Below are 18,118 nucleotides of genomic sequence, written 5' to 3' on the forward strand. Positions count from 1 at the left end.
TGTTGGTAGGCGTTGTACGGTGAAACAACCATTGCTTTAAGGAAAACAGAAGACACCGCTATGGAGGTAAAACAATAAGTTGCGACTTGGTGGAGGGCGGATAGACAGTGTTAACGACAGTGAAGGCTTGAAATTGTTGTTTCCGGCACGGACGCCGGAAACCCGGCCACGAGTCACGGATGACGATTTGGCCGGGTTCAGCAATTTCAACTGAACGGAGTTTACACTGTCTCCGCCCGTAACCTCGGAGCAACAGTTGTTTTACCTCCACAGCGGCTATTTGTTTTCCTGACAAAGTTTTGCAGCACCAAGCTCCCAGGTAGCGGAGACACCCTCCTACCCTTCCACCCTAGCTATATAAAAAGGCCCTGCGGCGGTAAATCACCGCCGGCCAGGGCCTTCTATTTTTCCCATTTTAGTCTTCCTTGCCGGCATATTTGGCAGCAATCTCCTGCATTGCGCCCGGATCTGCCAATGTAGTTATGTCGCCCAGAGCACGACCTTCGGCAATATCCCTTAACAGACGGCGCATAATCTTACCGGAACGGGTCTTGGGCAACGCAGCGGTAAAGATAATGTCGTCGGGTCTGGCAATGGGACCAATCTTCACGCCCACATGTTTTCTGAGTTTTTCAACAAGTTCCGGCGTTCCTTCGAAACCATCTTTCAGGGTCACAAAGGCACATACCGATTCGCCTTTAACATCGTGCTTCTTACCAATGACAGCAGCTTCAGCCACTTCTTCGCATTCAACAAGGGCGCTTTCAATCTCAGCGGTACCAAGGCGGTGACCAGATACGTTCAGTACGTCGTCAACACGACCCGTTACCCAGATATAACCCATTTCGTCTCTCTTGGCGCCGTCGCCGGCGAAATAATAGTCGCCGAACCGCTTCCAGTACTGGTCAATGTATCTCTGGTCATCACCGTAAATGGTTCTTAACATGGAGGGCCAAGGAGACTTGACTACCAGATATCCCCGGTCTGATGGTTGTTTGTTTTCATCAACAATATCCACTTCAATGCCTGGGAATGGAATAGTGGCTGTACCCGGTTTCAGCGGAGTGATAGGCAATGGCGTGACCATATGGGCGCCTGTTTCGGTCTGCCACCACGTATCCATAATTGGGCAACGGCCACCGCCGATATTCTCGTAGTACCACATCCAGGCTTCCGGGTTGATCGGCTCGCCAACAGTGCCCAGGAGCCGGAGCTGAGATAAATCGTGCTTCTTGGGATACTCAGTACCCCATTTCATGAAGGTACGAATGGCGGTGGGAGCCGTATAAAATACGTTTACTCCCCATCTTTCAGCCATATCCCACATCCTGTCCTTGTCAGGATAATCAATAGTACCGTCATACATGAAGGTAGTCATACCCAGAGCCAGCGGACCATAAACAACATAACTGTGGCCGGTAATCCAGCCGATATCTGCCGTACACCAGTAAACGTCAGTTTCTTTTAAATCAAAAACATACTTCACTGTAGCCTGCGTCTGTACGAGGTACCCACCGGTAGTATGCACAACGCCTTTAGGCTTCCCGGTTGAACCAGAGGTATAAAGGATGAAAAGCATATCTTCGGCGTCCATTTTTTCGGGTTCATAGTAAGTATCCGCGGTGGCCATTATTTCGTGATACCAAACGTCACGGCCCTCTACCATCTCGATTTCATTGCCGGCGTTTTGCACGACAACAACTTTTTCTACGGTCGGTGTTTCTTTAAGGGCTTCATCGGCGTTTTTCTTTAATGGAAACGGCGCGCCCTTACGGAAGTTACCGTCCGCAGTAATGAGTATTTTGGCCTTGGCATCGTTGATCCTATCGCGGAGGGAATCGGAACTAAATCCGCCGAATACAATGGAGTGAGGAGCGCCGATCCGGGTGCAGGCCAACATGGCAATAGCAGCTTCCGGAATCATCGGCATATACAGGCAGACCCGGTCGCCTTTTTTAACGCCCAGTTTGGACAGAGCGCTGGCAAACATGTTCACTTCCCGGTACAGTTGTCCGTATGTCAATACAACCTTCTTCCCAATTTCACTCTCATAGCAGATAGCTGCTTTATTGCGCTTTTCCGATTTGGCGTGACGGTCAACACAGTTATAAGATACGTTCAGTTTTCCGTTTGTAAACCACTTATAGAAAGGAGGATTACTGTCATCCAGTACCTTATCATAAGGTTCAAACCAGGTAACCAGTTCTTTAGCCATTCTGTCCCAAAAACCAAGCCGGTCTTTTTTAGCCTCCTCATAAAGTTCCGGTGTGGCGTTAGCATTCTTGACAACCTCTTCAGACGGGTAAAACACTCGATTTTCAATAGCATTAGCATTGGTATCCATTTTATTTCCCCCTTTTTAAAATTTCAAATAACTGCCCGAATAATTAATTTAAAAAGTCCGGGAACGGATGATTAATCCAACCTCCCCCCTTTCTTAAGAAGTTTATAAAAAACGCATTTTTTGTAAAGTTGGCTAGACACGGGCTTGGGATTAGTTACATTTTAATATACAGGAGCCTGATTTATCTATTTTTTGGGCGGGAATTGCCATAATAGCTAAGCTAAAGACCTTAAACCACTCTAAACGGGAAATTTATTAGCTGTTGTAGCCGACTTGCCATTCGCTGACTGTTCACAAAACCATTCGCCGTCTGTTCCCCGACCGTTCGCCCATTGTTTAAACAGGTTATATAACCGCTTACGCCCATTTGACAAAAACATATACAACTTAAAAAAACCTTCCCGCGCGGTTCACTTTCCAAGTAAAAGAAAAAACCGGGAATTTTTCCCGGTTCAGGCTGTCGATAAATATTATTTTTCTGTTTCCTTTTTCTTTTTTAACAGTCCGTAAGCAAGACTGTCCACCAAGGCCTGCCAACTGGCTTCAATAATGTTTTCCGATACGCCCACCGTACCCCAGGAACCAAGTTCCTTATCGTGGGTCTCGATAAGAACACGGACCTGGGCGCGGGTCCCGGCATTGCCATCCAACACACGGACCTTGTAATCGGCCAGCTTCATATCCCTAATGAATGGGTAAAATACTTCCAAAGCTTTTCGCAGAGCATTGTCCATGGCATTGACCGGACCGTTCCCCTCTGCAGCCGTATGGACAATTTCCTCGCCTACTTTCAATTTGATAATTGCCTCGGAATAAATGACTCCCGCTTCCCTCTTTTCCGTGATTATGCGCAATGCCAGCAGTTCAAATGGCTCGTGATAGCCGTTAAAAGCCTTGCGCATCAGAAGCTCGAATGACCCTTCCGCGCCTTCAAACTGAAACCCCTTGTTTTCCAGGTATTTGATCTGTTCCAGAATCTTTTTGGTCTCCGGATTGGTGCGGTTCATATCCAGGTCCAGGTCAAGTTCCTCGGCCTTATATATAATATTGCTCATACCCGATAACTCAGAAACCAGAACCCTTCTACTGTTACCTACCAAGCCAGGCTCTATGTGCTCATAGGTTTCCGGGTTTTTTAACAAAGCGCTGACGTGCACCCCGCCTTTGTGGGCAAAAGCGCTGCTGCCCACATAGGGCTGACTGTTATCCGGGTGCACATTGGCCAGTTCGCTCACATACCTGGATAACTCGGTCAGAGCCTGCAGTTTGTCGCGGTCCATACAGTCAATTTTTAATTTAAATACCAGGTTAGGTATCACGGAACACAGGTTAGCATTACCGCACCTTTCGCCAAAACCGTTGATGGTGCCCTGGACCTGGACAGCGCCCGCCTGAACAGCCACAATAGAATTGGCCACTGCCAGCTCACAATCGTTATGCGCATGAATGCCTATGGGTACCTGCACCGCATCTACGACCCTTCTGACTATTTCGCTGATTTCGTGAGGCATGGAACCGCCGTTGGTGTCACAGAGGCAAATAGTATCAGCCCCTGCCTCCTCCGCCGCTTTAATAGTCTTCATGGCATAATCTGCGTTGCTCTTATACCCGTCAAAAAAATGTTCGGCATCATAAATTACTTCCAGGCCCCTGCTCTTTAAATACTTTACCGTATCCCTGATCATTTTCAGGTTTTCTTCCAGGGTTGTTTTCAGGGCATGGGTTACGTGGAAATCCCAGGTTTTACCGAAAATTGTGGCCACCTGTACGCCGGCTTCCAATATACTTTGAATATTGGGATCTTCCGCGGGGGAAGTCTGCGGTTTACAAGTGCAGCCAAAGGCCGTAATTTTGGCGTGTTCCAGGTTGTATTCTCTAATCATGCGGAAAAATTCCATGTCTTTGGGATTAGAACCCGGCCATCCGCCTTCTACATAGTGAAAGCCCATTTTATCCAGTTTCAGGGCAATTTTCACTTTATCCTCCGCCGAAAAGGAGATTCCTTCTCCCTGCGTTCCATCTCTTAAAGTTGTATCGTAAAGGATTACTTTTCCCATATGCGGTCTACTCCTTTACTTATTTCGCCTCCAAAATTTCTTCGGCTATCCTGTCACCCATTTCTTCAGTATTGACCAATATACCGCCTTCCTGCATAATATCGGCAGTCCGGTAACCTTTATCCAATACCCGCACTATAGCCTTTTCAATGTCTTGAGCCTCTTTTTCCAGATTAAAGGAATACCGCAGCATCAAGGCTGCTGAAAGGATGGTTGCAATCGGATTTGCTTTTTTCTGGCCGGCAATATCGGGAGCAGAACCATGGCTAGGCTCATAAAGGGCCACTTTTCCGCCAATACTGGCCGAGGCCAGCATACCCAGGGACCCAGAAATCATGGATGCCTGGTCGGTAAGTATGTCGCCGAATGTATTTTCTGTGACAATTACATCAAACTGTTTCGGCCAGCGCACCAACTGCATGGCACAATTATCCACATACATATGGGTCAATTCCACATCGGGGTATTCCCTGGCCAGTTCTGTAACAGTTTCCCGCCAAAGCCGGGAACTTTCCAAAACATTGGCTTTGTCTACAGAACATAGCTTTTTCTTTCTTTTTCGGGCCGTTTCAAAGGCCAGCCGGGCAATCCTTGTTATTTCTTCCGTAGTATAGACCAGGGTATCTACGGCTATTTGGCCCGTAGGGGTCTGCTCCCTTTTCTTTTCTCCAAAGTAAAGGCCCCCTGTCAATTCTCGGATAACCAGGATATCTGTGCCCTGGATGACTTCTTTTTTCAGTGTGGAAGCATCAATTAACGCATCGTAAAGTACAACGGGTCTAAGGTTGGCATAAAGGCCCAGCTCTTTCCGCAACGGCAGCAGCGAACCGGCCTCCGGGCGTAAATGCACGGGGAGGTTATCCCATTTTGGTCCACCGATGGCACCCAAAAGCACGGCATCACTTTCCCTACAAAGACGCAGCGTCTCTTCCGGCAGGGGAACCCCCACGGCATCCAGCGCTGCTCCGCCGATCAATGCCTCAGTAAAAACAAATTCATGACCATATTTTCTGCCTACCGCCTGTAAGGCTTTTATGGCCTCCGGAACAATTTCGGCTCCTATGCCGTCTCCCGGTAAGCTTGCAATTTTACATATCATTTCTGCATCCTCCTTTTTACGTAATTGATTAAACCGCCTGCTTCAATGAGCTCCTGCATAAAAGGAGGAATGGCAGTAGAAGAGAATTGCCGGCCTGTTCTGAGGTTGGTGATAATTCCCTTTTCCGTATCGACAGCTATTTCATCGCCTTCCTGAATAGCGTCTACCGCTTCCGGAGACTCAAAAATAGGCAGCCCTATATTAAAGGCATTGCGGTAAAAAATCCTGGCAAAGGACTTGGCCACCACACACGACACTCCCGCCGCCTTAATGGCTATAGGCGCATGCTCCCGCGAACTGCCGCAACCGAAGTTTTTGTCAGCGACAATAATATCACCCTGCCTCACCTTGCCCGGAAATTCGGGATCGGCATCCTCCATGCAGTGTTTTGCCAATTCTATAGGGTCAGAAGTATTTAAATAGCGGGCTGGTATGATCGCATCGGTATCCACGTCAGCCCCAAATTTCCAGGTCCTTCCTTTGATTTCCATCCTACTTCACCTCCTCGGGGCTGGCAATACGGCCAAGAATGGCCGATGCCGCTGCTACAGCCGGATTAGACAGATAAACTTCGCTTTCCGGGTGACCCATACGGCCTACAAAATTTCTATTGGTTGTAGCTATAGCGCGTTCCCCTTTAGCCAGGATGCCCATGTGTCCACCCAGGCACGGACCACAAGTGGGAGTACTGATAGCAACATTCGCATCTATAAAGATATCGAACAAACCTTCCTGCATAGCCTGTTTATAAATTTGCTGAGTGCCGGGAAATACTATGGCCCTTACTCTGTCATGCACCTTCCGGCCTTTTAACACCTCAGCGGCAATACGCAGGTCCTCCATCCGCCCATTGGTGCAGGAACCAATAACAACCTGGTCAATTTCCACATGCCCTACCTGGCTGATTGGTTTGGTATTTTCGGGCAAGTGCGGAAAAGCCACCTGCGGTTCAATGTCTTTTACGTCATATTCGTAAACTGCGAAATATTCAGCGTCCGGATCGCTGGTATATAAGGTATATGGCCTCTTTGTCCGGCCTTTTACGTACTCCAATGTTATATCGTCAGGTTCGATTATACCGTTTTTGCCACCTGCCTCAATAGCCATATTAGCCATCGTAAACCGGCTGTCCATGGAAAGGTTTCTGATTGCCGGTCCTGTGAATTCCATTGCTTTATACAGCGCTCCGTCAACCCCGATTTGGCCTATTACATACAGAATCAGGTCTTTACCGCTGACCCAGGGATTAAGCTGGTCGCCATAAAACACAAACTTGATGGATTCGGGAACTTTAAACCATACTTCTCCGGTCGCCATGGCTGCCGCCATATCGGTACTACCGATACCCGTGGAAAAAGCCCCCAGAGCGCCATAGGTGCAAGTGTGGGAATCGGCGCCTATAACAACATCGCCGGGCCCGACAATGCCCTGCTCCGGGAGCAGGCAGTGTTCAATCCCCACCTTACCCACCTCAAAATAATTGGTAATCTTATGTTTGCGGGCAAAATCGCGGATCAGTTTGGCCTGCTCCGCAGATTTTATATCTTTGTTGGGGGTAAAGTGGTCAGGCACCAGTACCACCCTATCTTTATCAAAAACCGTTTCCACGCCGATTTTTTCAAATTCTTTTATCGCTACCGGGGCAGTTATGTCGTTGCCCAAAACAACATCTACCTTGCAATTAATCAACTCACCGGGTACCACCTTGTCTTTCCCACAATGGGCCGCCAGTATTTTTTCGGTTATAGTCATTCCCATATTTCTCACCTCTCCCTTTTCTGGTACTGCAACTCTGCTCATAATTTTCCTGCCACATTCTCTTTTTCAACAAGATCCTTCTTTTGGTTAAATTCCTTCTTTATGTTAAATTCTTCATTCTTTCAAATTTAAGCTTGCTATTCCTGTCAGACCCCTTCTTTTTTCGGTAAAGCAACCGTTTCTTCTGCCGCCTGCATTCTGTCATAAACCACCTTGTTTACTGCGTTGATATAAGCCTTGGCGCTGGCTTCCAATACGTCCGTGCTGACACCGCGGCCCAAATAGGTTTTGGCCGAACCGTTGGGCCTGATTTTCACCGTAACTTCGCCCAGGGCGTCTTTTCCCCCGGTAACAGCGCTCAGGTTATATAAAAGCAAGGTGCAGTTTAAGCCCGTAATTTTCTCCACCGCTTTGTATATAGCATCAACAGGTCCGTCGCCGCAGGCAGCGTCCTCAACCGGTTCGCCGTTTTTGCTCAAGCTTATAGTAGCGGTGGGAATGACCCTGGTCCCACTGGATATATGTAAGTATTCTAATTCGTAAGTAGCCGGGATGCTTCTTATTTCTTCCTCAACCAGGGCAACCAGGTCTTCGTCGGTAACTTCCTTCTTCTTATCGGCCAGGTTTTTGAATTTTTCGAAAGCTTTGTTTAATTCCGAATCATCAAGGACGTATCCCAGTTCGGCCAGACGGTCCCTGATGGCATGGCGGCCCGAATGTTTGCCGAGCACAATGTTATTGACATTTAAACCTATCAATTCAGGGTTCATTATTTCATAAGTACTGCGTTCTTTTAAAACCCCGTCCTGGTGAATGCCTGATTCATGAGCAAAGGCATTTTTCCCGACCACCGCTTTGTTAGGCTGTATTTTCATACCCGTTAAATTGGTAACAAGGCGGCTGGTCCGGTAAATCTCCCGGGTATTTATGCCTGTGGTTTTGTTAAAAAGGCTTTTCCTGGTATACAAAGCCATGACCACTTCTTCCAAAGCGGCATTGCCGGCCCGTTCGCCAATTCCGTTAATGGTGCATTCCACCTGGGTTGCACCGTTAGCTACCGCCGCCAGGGAATTGGCCACAGCTAAACCCAAGTCATTGTGACAATGGACGCTGATTCTGGCCTTATGAATATTGGGGACCTTTTCCCTTATCTCTTTGATAAATTGCCCGAATTCGGCAGGAGTGGCATAGCCGACAGTATCGGGGATATTCACGGTAGTCGCTCCCGCATCAATGGCGGCTTCCAGTACCTGGCACAAGAAGCCCAGCTCGCTGCGGAAGGCATCTTCGGCCGAAAACTCTACATCGGAGGTATATTTCTTGGCGTGTTTTACAGCCGCCACGGCAGCTTCAATAACTTGCTGCCTGGTCATCCTCAGTTTATATTGCAAGTGAATATCGGAAGTGGCAATAAAGGTATGAATGCGTGGCTGATCTGCGACTTTAATGGCCTCCCAGGCCCTGTCTATGTCGTTGAAGGCAGCTCTGCTCAAGCCGCAGATAGTTACTCCCTTCACATTCTCTGCAATAGTTTTCACTGCCTCAAAATCGCCCTGCGACGCCATGGGAAATCCGGCTTCTATAATATCTACGCCCAGTTTCTGCAGTTGCCGGGCAATGTCCAGTTTTTCGTGGTTATTCAAACTGACCCCGGGCGACTGTTCGCCGTCCCTTAAGGTAGTATCAAAAATGTAAATTTTGTTGCTATCGGACATCCCTTCACCTCCTAAAATTTTCAATTCACCCTGACTTATTCTCAAAGGGTTATTCCAGAACCCTTATAACAGGCAGGGGCCTGTTTTGAGGCCCCTGTGGTGAAATTTTATCCTTTTTTCTTCAACCAAGGCATCATTTCCCGTAAGCGTTTCCCCACAACTTCGATTGGGTGTTCTGCTTCTGCTTTTTTCATGGCATTGAAAACAGGACGGTTAATCTTATTTTCCAACAGCCATTCACGGGCAAACTGACCTGATTGAATTTCATAAAGAATTTGTCTCATTTCTTGTCTGGTTTCTTCTGTGATTATTCTTGGCCCCGTAACATAATCTCCATATTCAGCTGTATCACTGATTGAATACCGCATATAACTTAGGCCGCCTTCGTATATCAGGTCAACTATCAGCTTTAATTCGTGTAAACATTCAAAATAAGCCATTTCCGGCGCATATCCGGCTTCAACCAGGGTATCAAAACCTGCTTTAATAAGTTCGGAAACACCCCCGCATAAGACAGCCTGCTCACCAAACAGGTCTGTTTCCGTTTCTTCTTTAAAAGATGTTTCAAATACTCCGGCTCTTGTGCAGCCTATACCTTTGGCATAAGCCAGGGCAATATCCATTGCTTTGCCGGTGTAATCCTGATGTACTGCTACCAGGCCGGGAACCCCCGCTCCTTCCTGATACATCCTGCGTACCATATGGCCTGGGCTCTTCGGCGCTACCATGAATACATCCACATTTGCCGGCGGTACAATTTGCCCGAAATGTATGTTAAAACCGTGGGAGAAACATAGGGCTTTACCTTCAGTCATATGCTCGGCGATTTCACTTTTGTACAGGTCACCCTGGATCTGGTCAGGTACTAGAATCTGGATAATATCAGCTTTAGCAGCGGCCTCGGCAACGGGATAAACCTCAAAACCGGCCTCTACAGCCTTATCCCAGTCCGGTAGGTCCCGGCGCAAACCAATAATTACATTTACGCCGCTGTCTCTCAGGTTCAGAGCCTGGGCATGCCCCTGGCTGCCATACCCGATGACCGCTACGGTTTTCCCCTGCAGTAACGCTAAATCAGCGTCATTGTCGTAAAACATTTTCATGGTCTAATCATCCTCCCTATCATTTGAATTCCCGTTTATCACGTTTGAGCTGTCGTCTGTTCCGTCAACAGAAGTAGATTTTGCGCCCCTGAGCATGGCTATTTTACCGGTGCGGACAAGTTCGCGGATACCAAAGGGCTTAAGGGATTCAATAATCGCATTGATTTTGCCTTCATCACCGGTACATTCAATCATCAAGGTCTTTCTGCCGATATCTACTATCCGGGCCCTGAAAATATCGACAATCTGCATTATCTCTCCACGTACGGAAGGGTCTGCCGCAACTTTGATCAGCACCAGTTCCCTGTCTACATATTGTTCCGATGTAATATCGCAGATTTTAATTACGTCAATCAACTTGTTCAGTTGTTTGGTAACCTGTTCCAGCACATTGTCGTCACCTTCTACGACAATGGTCATCCTGGATATCCTTGCATTCTCTGTCCTACCTACGGCAAGACTGTCAATATTATACCCGCGGCGGCTGAAAAGTCCCGCTACCCTGGTCAAAACGCCAGGGTTATTTTCTACCAGAACAGCCAGTGTATGTCTCATTTTCTCAACCTCCTAACATCCGGTTCAAAGTACCTCCGGGCGGTACCATGGGAAATGCATTCTCTTCCCGTTCCACCACAAAGTCTATGAGTACCGGTTTGTTGGCGGCAATAGCCTGTTCCAGCGCAGGTTTCACATCTTTAGCCTCTGTAACCCTCAACCCAAGCGCCCCATACGCTTCTGCAAGTTTTACAAAATCGGGCCCGCTTATTTCCGTGTATGAGTAACGCCCTTCATAGAATATCTCCTGCCACTGCCTGACCATACCCAGGAAGTTATTATTTAAAATGGCCACTATAACCGGAATTTCATTGTGAACAGCGGTGGCCAGTTCCTGAATGTTCATCTGGATACTGCCATCGCCGGCAATGTCGATGACGACCTTATCGGGCCGGCCTACCTTTGCTCCGATGGCGGCAGGCAGCCCGTAACCCATGGTCCCCAATCCGCCTGAAGTTATAAAGGTTCTGGGCTCAGTATAAGTATAAAATTGGGCGGCAAACATTTGGTTTTGCCCTACTTCGGTGGTTATAATGGCGTCTCCTTTGGTAACTTCGTAAATTTGTTCGACAACGTATTGTGGTTTCAGGCATCCTTCTTTAGAATAGGTTAATGGATAGGTTTCTTTCCAGTGCCTTATTTGTTCTTCCCACTGGGGATGTTTTTGAGGTTCAAGTTGCTTATTAATTTCGGCAAGCACATTTTTTACGTCTCCGACAATTGGCACATCAACCCTGACATTCTTCCCTATTTCCGCCGGGTCAACATCGATATGTATAATCTTGGCATGTGGTGCAAATTCGTCAAGTCTACCCGTTACCCTGTCATCAAACCTGGCGCCGACGGAAATTAACAGATCGCATTCACAGACAGCATAGTTAGCATACTTGGTCCCGTGCATGCCCAGCATACCTAGTGATAAGGGATGATTTTCCGGGAAACTTCCAATCCCCATCAGGGTGGTGGTTACCGGGCAGCCCGTCAGTTCGGCCAATTCCAGAAGTTCTTTATGGGCGCCTGATATAACTACCCCACCCCCGGCGTAAATCAGCGGCCGTTTTGCGTCCATAATCAGTTGGGCCGCCTGCCTAATTTGGTTGGGGTTACCGTACAAAATGGGGCGGTAACCTCTCAGTTCTACTGTTTCCGGGTACTTAAACTTGGTCTTTTTAATGGAAACATCTTTGGGAATATCTATAAGCACCGGACCCGGGCGCCCCGTTGTAGCAATATGGAATGCCTCTTTAATCGTCCGGGCCAGGTCCCTAACATCTTTGACCAGAAAGTTATGTTTTGTTATAGGTAAGGTTATACCGGTTATATCTGCTTCCTGGAAGGAATCTCTGCCTATCAGGTCGCAAGCTACCTGCCCCGTAAAGGCAACAATGGGGATGGAATCCATATAGGCAGTGGCTATCCCTGTCACCAGGTTGGTAGCCCCAGGGCCGGAGGTTGCCAAACAAACCCCTGGTTTTCCCGTGGCTCTTGCGTAGCCGTCAGCAGCATGGATGGCTCCTTGTTCGTGCCGCACCAGGTAATGCTTAATTGAAGAATGGTATAAAGCATCATAAATTTCCAAAACGGCCCCGCCGGGATATCCGAATATGGTATCAACACCTTCTTCCATTAAGCTTTTTACCAGGATCTCGGCGCCTGAAAACTTCATCCTTCCCACCTCCATTGTAGAAAGGTGCAGTGCGGCTGGCTATTATTCCTTTAGAACTGCACCGTTCATTTTTTTAAACTACACCGTTTATTTTTTTTAAACGCATCGCTTATTCCTTCAGAACTGCGCCGGTACTGGCTGAAGTAACCATTTTGGCGTACCGGGCCAAGTATCCTTTCTTCACCTTTGGCGCGGGTGGCTGCCACGCGGACAGCCTCTCTTTTATTTCCTCGTCACTGAGGCGGATGTTCAGTTTACCGTTGGGAATATCTATTTCAATGATATCTCCTTCCTGTACTATAGCTATAGGTCCCCCTTCGGCAGCTTCGGGAGAGACATGCCCGATAGATGCGCCGCGGGTAGCGCCGGAAAAACGACCGTCTGTAATAAGCGCCACCTCTTTATCCAGGCCCAGTCCCGCCACTGTAGCCGTCGGCGTCAGCATTTCCCGCATACCTGGCCCGCCTTTGGGCCCTTCGTAACGGATTATAATCACATCGCCCTTTTTAATCTTACCGGCCATTAGCGCAGACATGGTTTCTTCCTCGGAGTCAAACACCCTGGCCGGGCCTGAATGCCTCAGCATTTCCGGTACTACACCGGCTTTTTTGACAACAGCCCCCTGTGGTGCAAGGTTTCCCTTTAAAATTGCCAATCCGCCCGTTTCGCTGTAGGGATTGCCCAGGGGCCGAATAACTTCCGGGTTTAGAATGGAGCAACCGGTAATGTTTTCACCCACTGTTTTGCCTGTTACTGTCAGAAGGTCTAGATGAATAAGCCCTTTTTTACTTAATTCAGCCATAACAGCCGGGATACCGCCTGCTTCGTCCAGATCCTGAATATGATGGGTATCGGAAGGGCTCAGTTTACATAATTGCGGTGTCTTTTCGTTTATCTCCTGAAATAGATCCAGGCTTAGCTCAAAACCACATTCATTGGCAATAGCCGGTAAATGCAATATTGTATTGGTAGAACCACCAAGGGCCATATCTACTGCAATGGCGTTTTGGAAGGCCTTTTCTGTCATGATATCCAGCGGCTTAATATCCTTTTTCACCAGCTCCATAATCTGCATACCGGCGTATTTGGCCAGTCGCCTGCGACCGGAATAAACAGCGGGTATGGTACCGTTACCCGGCAGACCCATGCCCAGTACTTCCGTCAGGCAGTTCATGGTATTGGCGGTAAACATGCCGGCGCAGGAACCGCAGCCCGGGCATACGCACTCTTCCATTTCCGCCAGGTCTTCCTCAGTCATCCTGCCGGCACGCACTGCGCCGATGCCTTCAAATATGTTGCTGAGAGATACTTCGCGGCCTCTGTATTTGCCTGTTAACATGGGCCCACCGCTGACCACGACAGTGGGAATATTGAGCCGGGCCGCCGCCATTAGCATCCCGGGGATGATCTTATCGCAGTTGGGTATCAATACCAGGCCGTCAAAAGCGTGGGCCTGCGTCATAATCTCAATGGAATCGGCAATTAACTCCCGGCTGGCCAAGGAATACTTCATGCCGGCATGGTTCATCGCTATGCCGTCACAGACCCCGATTGCCGGGAACTCTATGGGTGTACCTCCGGCCATGCGTATGCCGGCCTTTATCGCTTCTGCTAGTTCATTTAGATGATAATGGCCCGGGATAACTTCGTTATGTGCATTAACCACACCAATCAGCGGCCTGGACAGTTCCTCATTGGTATAACCCATGGCTTTAAACAGAGACCGGTGGGGGGCTTTTTCCAGACCCTTGGTTACAGAATCGCTACGCATGTTATCCTCTCCCTTAATTTTACATCAATAGGAGTTATTCCTCGGGAAAAATCTTGGGCCCGTCAATTTCGGTCAGTTTATGGAAAGCTTCCGTAAGCTTGGCGGTAATCGGACCGGGTTTGCCATCGCCAATGGTCCTGGCGTCTACTTTCACAACGGGAATAATTTCTGCGGCAGTGCCTGTAAGGAATACCTCGTCTGCAATATAAATATCATGCCTGGTAAAGAGAGTTTCTTTCACTTCAATTCCCTCTTTCCCGGCCAATTCCATTACGGCGTTTCTTGTTACGCCTTCAAGCAATCCGGCGTAATTTGGAGGACTAATCAGCACTCCGTTCTTGACCAGGAAAACATTGTCGCCTGTAGCTTCTGCCACATATCCTTCAGCATTCAGCATTATCGCTTCCAAAGTACCGGCCAGGTTGGCTTCAATTTTGGCCATGATATTGTTGAGGTAGTTCAGTGATTTAATACGTGGACTCAAAGCATCGCTAATATTCCGCCTCGTGGGAACTGTTATAACTTCCAGCCCCTTTTCATAAAGTTCACTGGGATAAAGCTGAATAGAGGAAGCGATGCAGAAAAGGGTCGGTTTGGAGCATTTACGGGGATCCAGCCCCAGGTCGCCCACACCTCTGGTAACAACGAGTCTTATGTAAGCATCCCGCAGATTATTCCTGCGCAGGGTCTCGAGGACAATTTCTTCCATTTCCTCAATCGTTACCGGTATCTCTAACATAATTGATTTTGCTGATTCGTAAAGGCGAACCAGGTGTTCCTGTAAGCGGAAAACCCGGCCGTGATAGGCCCTAATCCCCTCGAACACACCGTCACCATACAGCAGGCCATGGTCAAAAATGGAAACAACAGCCTCTTCTTTTGGTACATACTTACCGTCTAGATAGATAATCATGTCCATCCCCCCGTTTAAAATTGAAATTTGTATATTATGAAATTTATAGACCCTTTTAAACTACCCTATATATAAAGAAAAACCCCTCATCCGGGCATAGTTAGAAATCTGCCAGGGACGAGAGGTTAAACCTTCCGCGGTACCACCCTGCTTGCTGCGCGCATCAAAACACACAGCCACTTATGTATTCACCACGACATTGTAACGGATGTCAACCGGTCGAAACTACTGAGCTTTTCAGCCGTTCGTAAGACGATTCCGGGGTGATCCTGAAACATTGTTTCGGCGCCGGACTTGCACCTTACTCCGGCTCTCTGCAGCCTGAAATTCAATGTTTCTCCTCCCCTTCATTATCTTTGCCGCAAATAAATTTGAATCTAGTATACAAAATTCTCTTCCTGTATGTCAAGACAATTTTTATAAAATTTGCTCGGAATTTTCTTCTCCGTCTGATTGTTGGTTAAGCCCAAAGGCATTGTGCAGAACTTTGACGGCATCAGCCATGTCTTCTTCTTTTACCAGGCAGGAAATAGTGATGTCGGAGTCAGATGTCTGCAGTACGTTGATACCTGCTTTATCAAGGCTCTCCATAACCTTCGCCATAACGCCCGGCACGCCTTCCATACCTGCTCCGATAATGGATACTTTGGCGCAGCCGGCTCTAACCCTGGCATCAAATCCCGCCTCCTGCAATATATTCAGCGCTTTTGGGGCCTGTTCGGAACTGACCACAAAATGCAGAGAATCAGACCCAACGTTGATCAAATCCAGGCTTATCTTAGCTTCCGCCATTAACTTGAAGACCCTGACCTTGGCCATTTGAATGGCTTCTTCGCTCAAAACTACCCGGATCTGGGAGAGATCTGCGATATGAGCCAACCCTGTAATTACCCTTGCTGCCGCCCTATCAGTAATTAACGTCCCTTCCGCATCGCTAAATGTATTTTTGATCTTTATGGGCACATGCCCGGACATAGCTGCCTCCACAGCCCTGGGATGAATAACCTTGGCCCCCTGGTAAGCCATTTCGCAAATTTCTTTGTATGTAATATCTTTCAAGATATTGGCTTCCGGTTCTAAACGGGGATCAACGGTCATTACCCCATCAACGTCAGTATAAATTTCGACAAACTCAGCCTTAATAGCTGCCCCTAGGGCAGTTGCCGTCGTATCGCTGCCGCCCCGCCCAAGAGTGGTTACATCCCCATTGGAACTGCAACCCTGGAAACCAGCCACTACAACGATTTTGCCTTCCTCGACATATTTCTTAATCGGTGTGGGGTCTATGTTCACAATTTGCGCATTTCCATAATTGTCGTCAGTAAGTATTCCGGCCTGCGCCCCCGTCAGAGCCACAGCGGGATATCCTTTGGCTTTTAAGGAATGGGCTAAAACAACGGAAGAAATAATTTCCCCGCAGGAAATCAGCAGATCCAATTCCCGTGGTTCTATTTCCTTATCAATTGATTTTACTAAATCTATGAGGGTATCGGTGGCATAAGGCTGTCCCTTTCTACCCATAGCTGAAACAACCACCACCGGTGCAAAACCTTCATTTTTAGCCCGGATAATCTTTTCCATGGCTTTGTGCCTGGCTTCTGCCGTTGCCACAGAAGTACCGCCAAATTTCTGCACAATAATTTTCAATTCTTGCTCTCTCCCCTCAAAAACCAATGATATAGAATTTTCAAACATATCCTATTCTTTTTAGTATACAACCGGCTACGTTGAAATTCAAGAAGCGATATTTTTTAACCTTTCCAGCCAGGCGCGCCCGGATTTGATGGATTCCAAAACGGCCTCAGGGGCGGGACCGCCGGAAACTTTTCTGGCCGCCACACATTTCTCTATGTTTATGGCATCATAGATATCTTCCTCGATGAGTGGCGAGGCCTCTTTGTACTCTGCAACGGTCAGTTGGTCCAGAGATTTACCTTTTTCCAGACAACCCAGCACCAGCTTGCCTACAATTTCATGGGCTTTTCTGAAAGGCACCCCTTTTTTGGCCAGGTAATCAGCCACTTCCGTGGCATTGGTAAATCCGCCGCTGGCAGCCCTGGCCATGACTTCCCTGTTTACACGCATCGTCTCTACCATTGGCGTAAAGACCAGGAGACAGCCTTTTACCGTATCAATGGCATCAAATAATGCTTCCTTATCTTCCTGCATGTCCTTGTTATAAGCCAGGGGTAAAGACTTCATTACTGTCAGAAGCGCCATCAGGTCGCCATATACACGGCCCGTTTTACCCCGAATAAGTTCCGCCACATCGGGGTTCTTTTTCTGTGGCATGATACTACTGCCTGTGGAATAAGCGTCGTCCAACTCAATAAACTGAAATTCCGCTGAAGCCCATAAAATTATTTCTTCACAGAACCGGCTCATATGCATCATCAGTATAGCAGCAGCAGCACAAAACTCTATGGCAAAGTCACGGTCACTGACCCCATCCAGGCTGTTTTCACTGATGGCCGAAAAGTCCAGTTCCGCAGCCACAGCCTGCCTGTCCAGATGAAAAGTTGTCCCGGCCAAAGCGCCGGACCCCAATGGCATAACGTCAGTTCTCTTAAAGCAGTCTTGCATGCGTTCTATATCCCGCTTGAACATCTGGAAATAAGCCATCAGGTGGTGCCCAAAGGTGATTGGCTGAGCCCGCTGCAGGTGGGTATAACCGGGCATAACAGTATACAGGTGCTTCTCTGCCATCTCCAGCAAGGTTTCCTGCAGATTGACCAGTAAAGCCTCGATCTCCCTGATTTCCTGCTTCAGATAAATACGAATATCAAGGGCTACCTGGTCATTTCTACTGCGTGCTGTGTGCAGCTTGCGCCCTACATCGCCAATCCGCTCCGTTAAAAGCTTTTCTATATTCATGTGGATATCCTCGGCGCCTATCTCAAACTCCACTTTGCCGCCTTCTATGTCGGCCAAAATGGATTGCAAACCTGCTATTATTTTATCTACCTCTTCCGGCGATATAATGCCCTGCTTCCCCAGCATACGGGCATGAGCAATACTTCCTCTGACATCCTGCTTAGCTAATCTCCGGTCAAAGGCAATGGAAGAATGGAAATCCTCCACCAGCTTGTCCGTTTCCTTTTGAAACCTGCCACCCCATAATTTCAACTTATTTCAAC

14 protein-coding genes and 1 other annotated feature are annotated in these 18,118 nt (G+C 48.0%); of the genes, 1 reads left to right on the forward strand and 13 read right to left on the reverse strand.

The genetic code is table 11. The annotated features are described in order from the left end of the window. Positions 1 to 79 precede the first annotated feature (79 nt). Positions 80 to 214 carry a hypothetical protein gene (locus Tfer_RS17125; RefSeq protein WP_282432065.1) on the forward strand — a complete coding sequence of 45 codons (135 nt, stop codon included), beginning with the start codon at positions 80 to 82 and terminating at the stop codon, positions 212 to 214. A 201-nt stretch (positions 215 to 415) separates the two neighbouring features. Here the strand turns inward: Tfer_RS17125 and acs are convergent, their stop codons facing one another. From acs to argH, 13 genes are all read right to left on the reverse strand, one after another. After that, positions 416 to 2,344, reverse strand: a complete 1,929-nt coding sequence (gene acs, locus Tfer_RS08755; RefSeq protein ID WP_052218095.1) for an acetate--CoA ligase — start codon at positions 2,342 to 2,344, stop codon at positions 416 to 418. Between the two features lie 470 nt (positions 2,345 to 2,814). Next, positions 2,815 to 4,401 carry a citramalate synthase gene (cimA, locus tag Tfer_RS08760; RefSeq protein WP_052218096.1) on the reverse strand — a complete coding sequence of 529 codons (1,587 nt, stop codon included), beginning with the start codon at positions 4,399 to 4,401 and terminating at the stop codon, positions 2,815 to 2,817. Between the two features lie 19 nt (positions 4,402 to 4,420). Further along, entirely contained in the window at positions 4,421 to 5,500 is a 1,080-nt protein-coding gene (gene leuB / locus Tfer_RS08765; protein WP_152909015.1) for a 3-isopropylmalate dehydrogenase, read from the reverse strand. Continuing rightward, positions 5,497 to 5,991, reverse strand: coding sequence for a 3-isopropylmalate dehydratase small subunit (gene leuD / locus Tfer_RS08770; RefSeq protein WP_013119274.1), 495 nt, complete (start codon positions 5,989 to 5,991; stop codon positions 5,497 to 5,499). The genes leuB and leuD overlap by 4 nt, the downstream gene beginning before the upstream one ends. Position 5,992: 1 nt before the next feature. After that, positions 5,993 to 7,258: a 3-isopropylmalate dehydratase large subunit gene (leuC, locus tag Tfer_RS08775; RefSeq protein WP_052218097.1), complete on the reverse strand. Its 1,266-nt coding sequence runs from the start codon at positions 7,256 to 7,258 to the stop codon at positions 5,993 to 5,995. Positions 7,259 to 7,404: 146 nt separating this feature from the next. Further along, positions 7,405 to 8,973: a 2-isopropylmalate synthase gene (locus tag Tfer_RS08780; RefSeq protein WP_052218098.1), complete on the reverse strand. Its 1,569-nt coding sequence runs from the start codon at positions 8,971 to 8,973 to the stop codon at positions 7,405 to 7,407. A gap of 107 nt (positions 8,974 to 9,080) precedes the next feature. Next, entirely contained in the window at positions 9,081 to 10,076 is a 996-nt protein-coding gene (ilvC, locus tag Tfer_RS08785; RefSeq protein WP_013119271.1) for a ketol-acid reductoisomerase, read from the reverse strand. Positions 10,077 to 10,079: 3 nt separating this feature from the next. After that, complete coding sequence (ilvN, locus tag Tfer_RS08790) at positions 10,080 to 10,631, reverse strand: acetolactate synthase small subunit (RefSeq protein WP_013119270.1); 552 nt, start codon at positions 10,629 to 10,631, stop codon at positions 10,080 to 10,082. A 4-nt stretch (positions 10,632 to 10,635) separates the two neighbouring features. Next, entirely contained in the window at positions 10,636 to 12,297 is a 1,662-nt protein-coding gene (gene ilvB, locus Tfer_RS08795) for a biosynthetic-type acetolactate synthase large subunit (RefSeq protein ID WP_052218099.1), read from the reverse strand. A gap of 109 nt (positions 12,298 to 12,406) precedes the next feature. Then, positions 12,407 to 14,068 carry a dihydroxy-acid dehydratase gene (gene ilvD, locus Tfer_RS08800; RefSeq protein ID WP_052218100.1) on the reverse strand — a complete coding sequence of 554 codons (1,662 nt, stop codon included), beginning with the start codon at positions 14,066 to 14,068 and terminating at the stop codon, positions 12,407 to 12,409. Between the two features lie 34 nt (positions 14,069 to 14,102). After that, a complete protein-coding gene (gene ilvE, locus Tfer_RS08805) occupies positions 14,103 to 14,981 on the reverse strand; it encodes a branched-chain-amino-acid transaminase (RefSeq protein WP_427916561.1) in 879 nt (292 codons plus the stop codon). Between the two features lie 110 nt (positions 14,982 to 15,091). Next, positions 15,092 to 15,341: a binding site (T-box leader), on the reverse strand. A gap of 57 nt (positions 15,342 to 15,398) precedes the next feature. Continuing rightward, positions 15,399 to 16,628 (reverse strand): aspartate kinase, encoded by a 1,230-nt coding sequence (gene dapG / locus Tfer_RS08810; protein WP_052218102.1) that lies wholly within the window; start codon positions 16,626 to 16,628, stop codon positions 15,399 to 15,401. Between the two features lie 87 nt (positions 16,629 to 16,715). Continuing rightward, a complete protein-coding gene (argH, locus tag Tfer_RS08815) occupies positions 16,716 to 18,107 on the reverse strand; it encodes an argininosuccinate lyase (RefSeq protein WP_052218103.1) in 1,392 nt (463 codons plus the stop codon). Between the last annotated feature and the right edge of the window lie 11 nt (positions 18,108 to 18,118).

This window comes from Thermincola ferriacetica, from assembly GCF_001263415.1.
Taxonomy (GTDB): domain Bacteria; phylum Bacillota; class Thermincolia; order Thermincolales; family Thermincolaceae; genus Thermincola; species Thermincola ferriacetica.

Bases quoted from the DNA above. Each gene is read 5' to 3' on its own strand.
- Tfer_RS08780 (WP_052218098.1), bottom strand. From the start codon at position 8,973: ATGTCCGATAGCAACAAAATTTACATTTTTGATACTACCTTAAGGGAC.
- ilvE (WP_427916561.1), bottom strand. From the start codon at position 14,981: ATGATTATCTATCTAGACGGTAAGTATGTACCAAAAGAAGAGGCTGTT.
- cimA (WP_052218096.1), bottom strand. From the start codon at position 4,401: ATGGGAAAAGTAATCCTTTACGATACAACTTTAAGAGATGGAACGCAG.
- ilvC (WP_013119271.1), bottom strand. From the start codon at position 10,076: ATGAAAATGTTTTACGACAATGACGCTGATTTAGCGTTACTGCAGGGG.
- leuB (WP_152909015.1), bottom strand. From the start codon at position 5,500: ATGATATGTAAAATTGCAAGCTTACCGGGAGACGGCATAGGAGCCGAA.
- ilvB (WP_052218099.1), bottom strand. From the start codon at position 12,297: ATGAAGTTTTCAGGCGCCGAGATCCTGGTAAAAAGCTTAATGGAAGAA.
- leuD (WP_013119274.1), bottom strand. From the start codon at position 5,991: ATGGAAATCAAAGGAAGGACCTGGAAATTTGGGGCTGACGTGGATACC.
- leuC (WP_052218097.1), bottom strand. From the start codon at position 7,258: ATGGGAATGACTATAACCGAAAAAATACTGGCGGCCCATTGTGGGAAA.
- acs (WP_052218095.1), bottom strand. From the start codon at position 2,344: ATGGATACCAATGCTAATGCTATTGAAAATCGAGTGTTTTACCCGTCT.
- ilvD (WP_052218100.1), bottom strand. From the start codon at position 14,068: ATGCGTAGCGATTCTGTAACCAAGGGTCTGGAAAAAGCCCCCCACCGG.
- ilvN (WP_013119270.1), bottom strand. From the start codon at position 10,631: ATGAGACATACACTGGCTGTTCTGGTAGAAAATAACCCTGGCGTTTTG.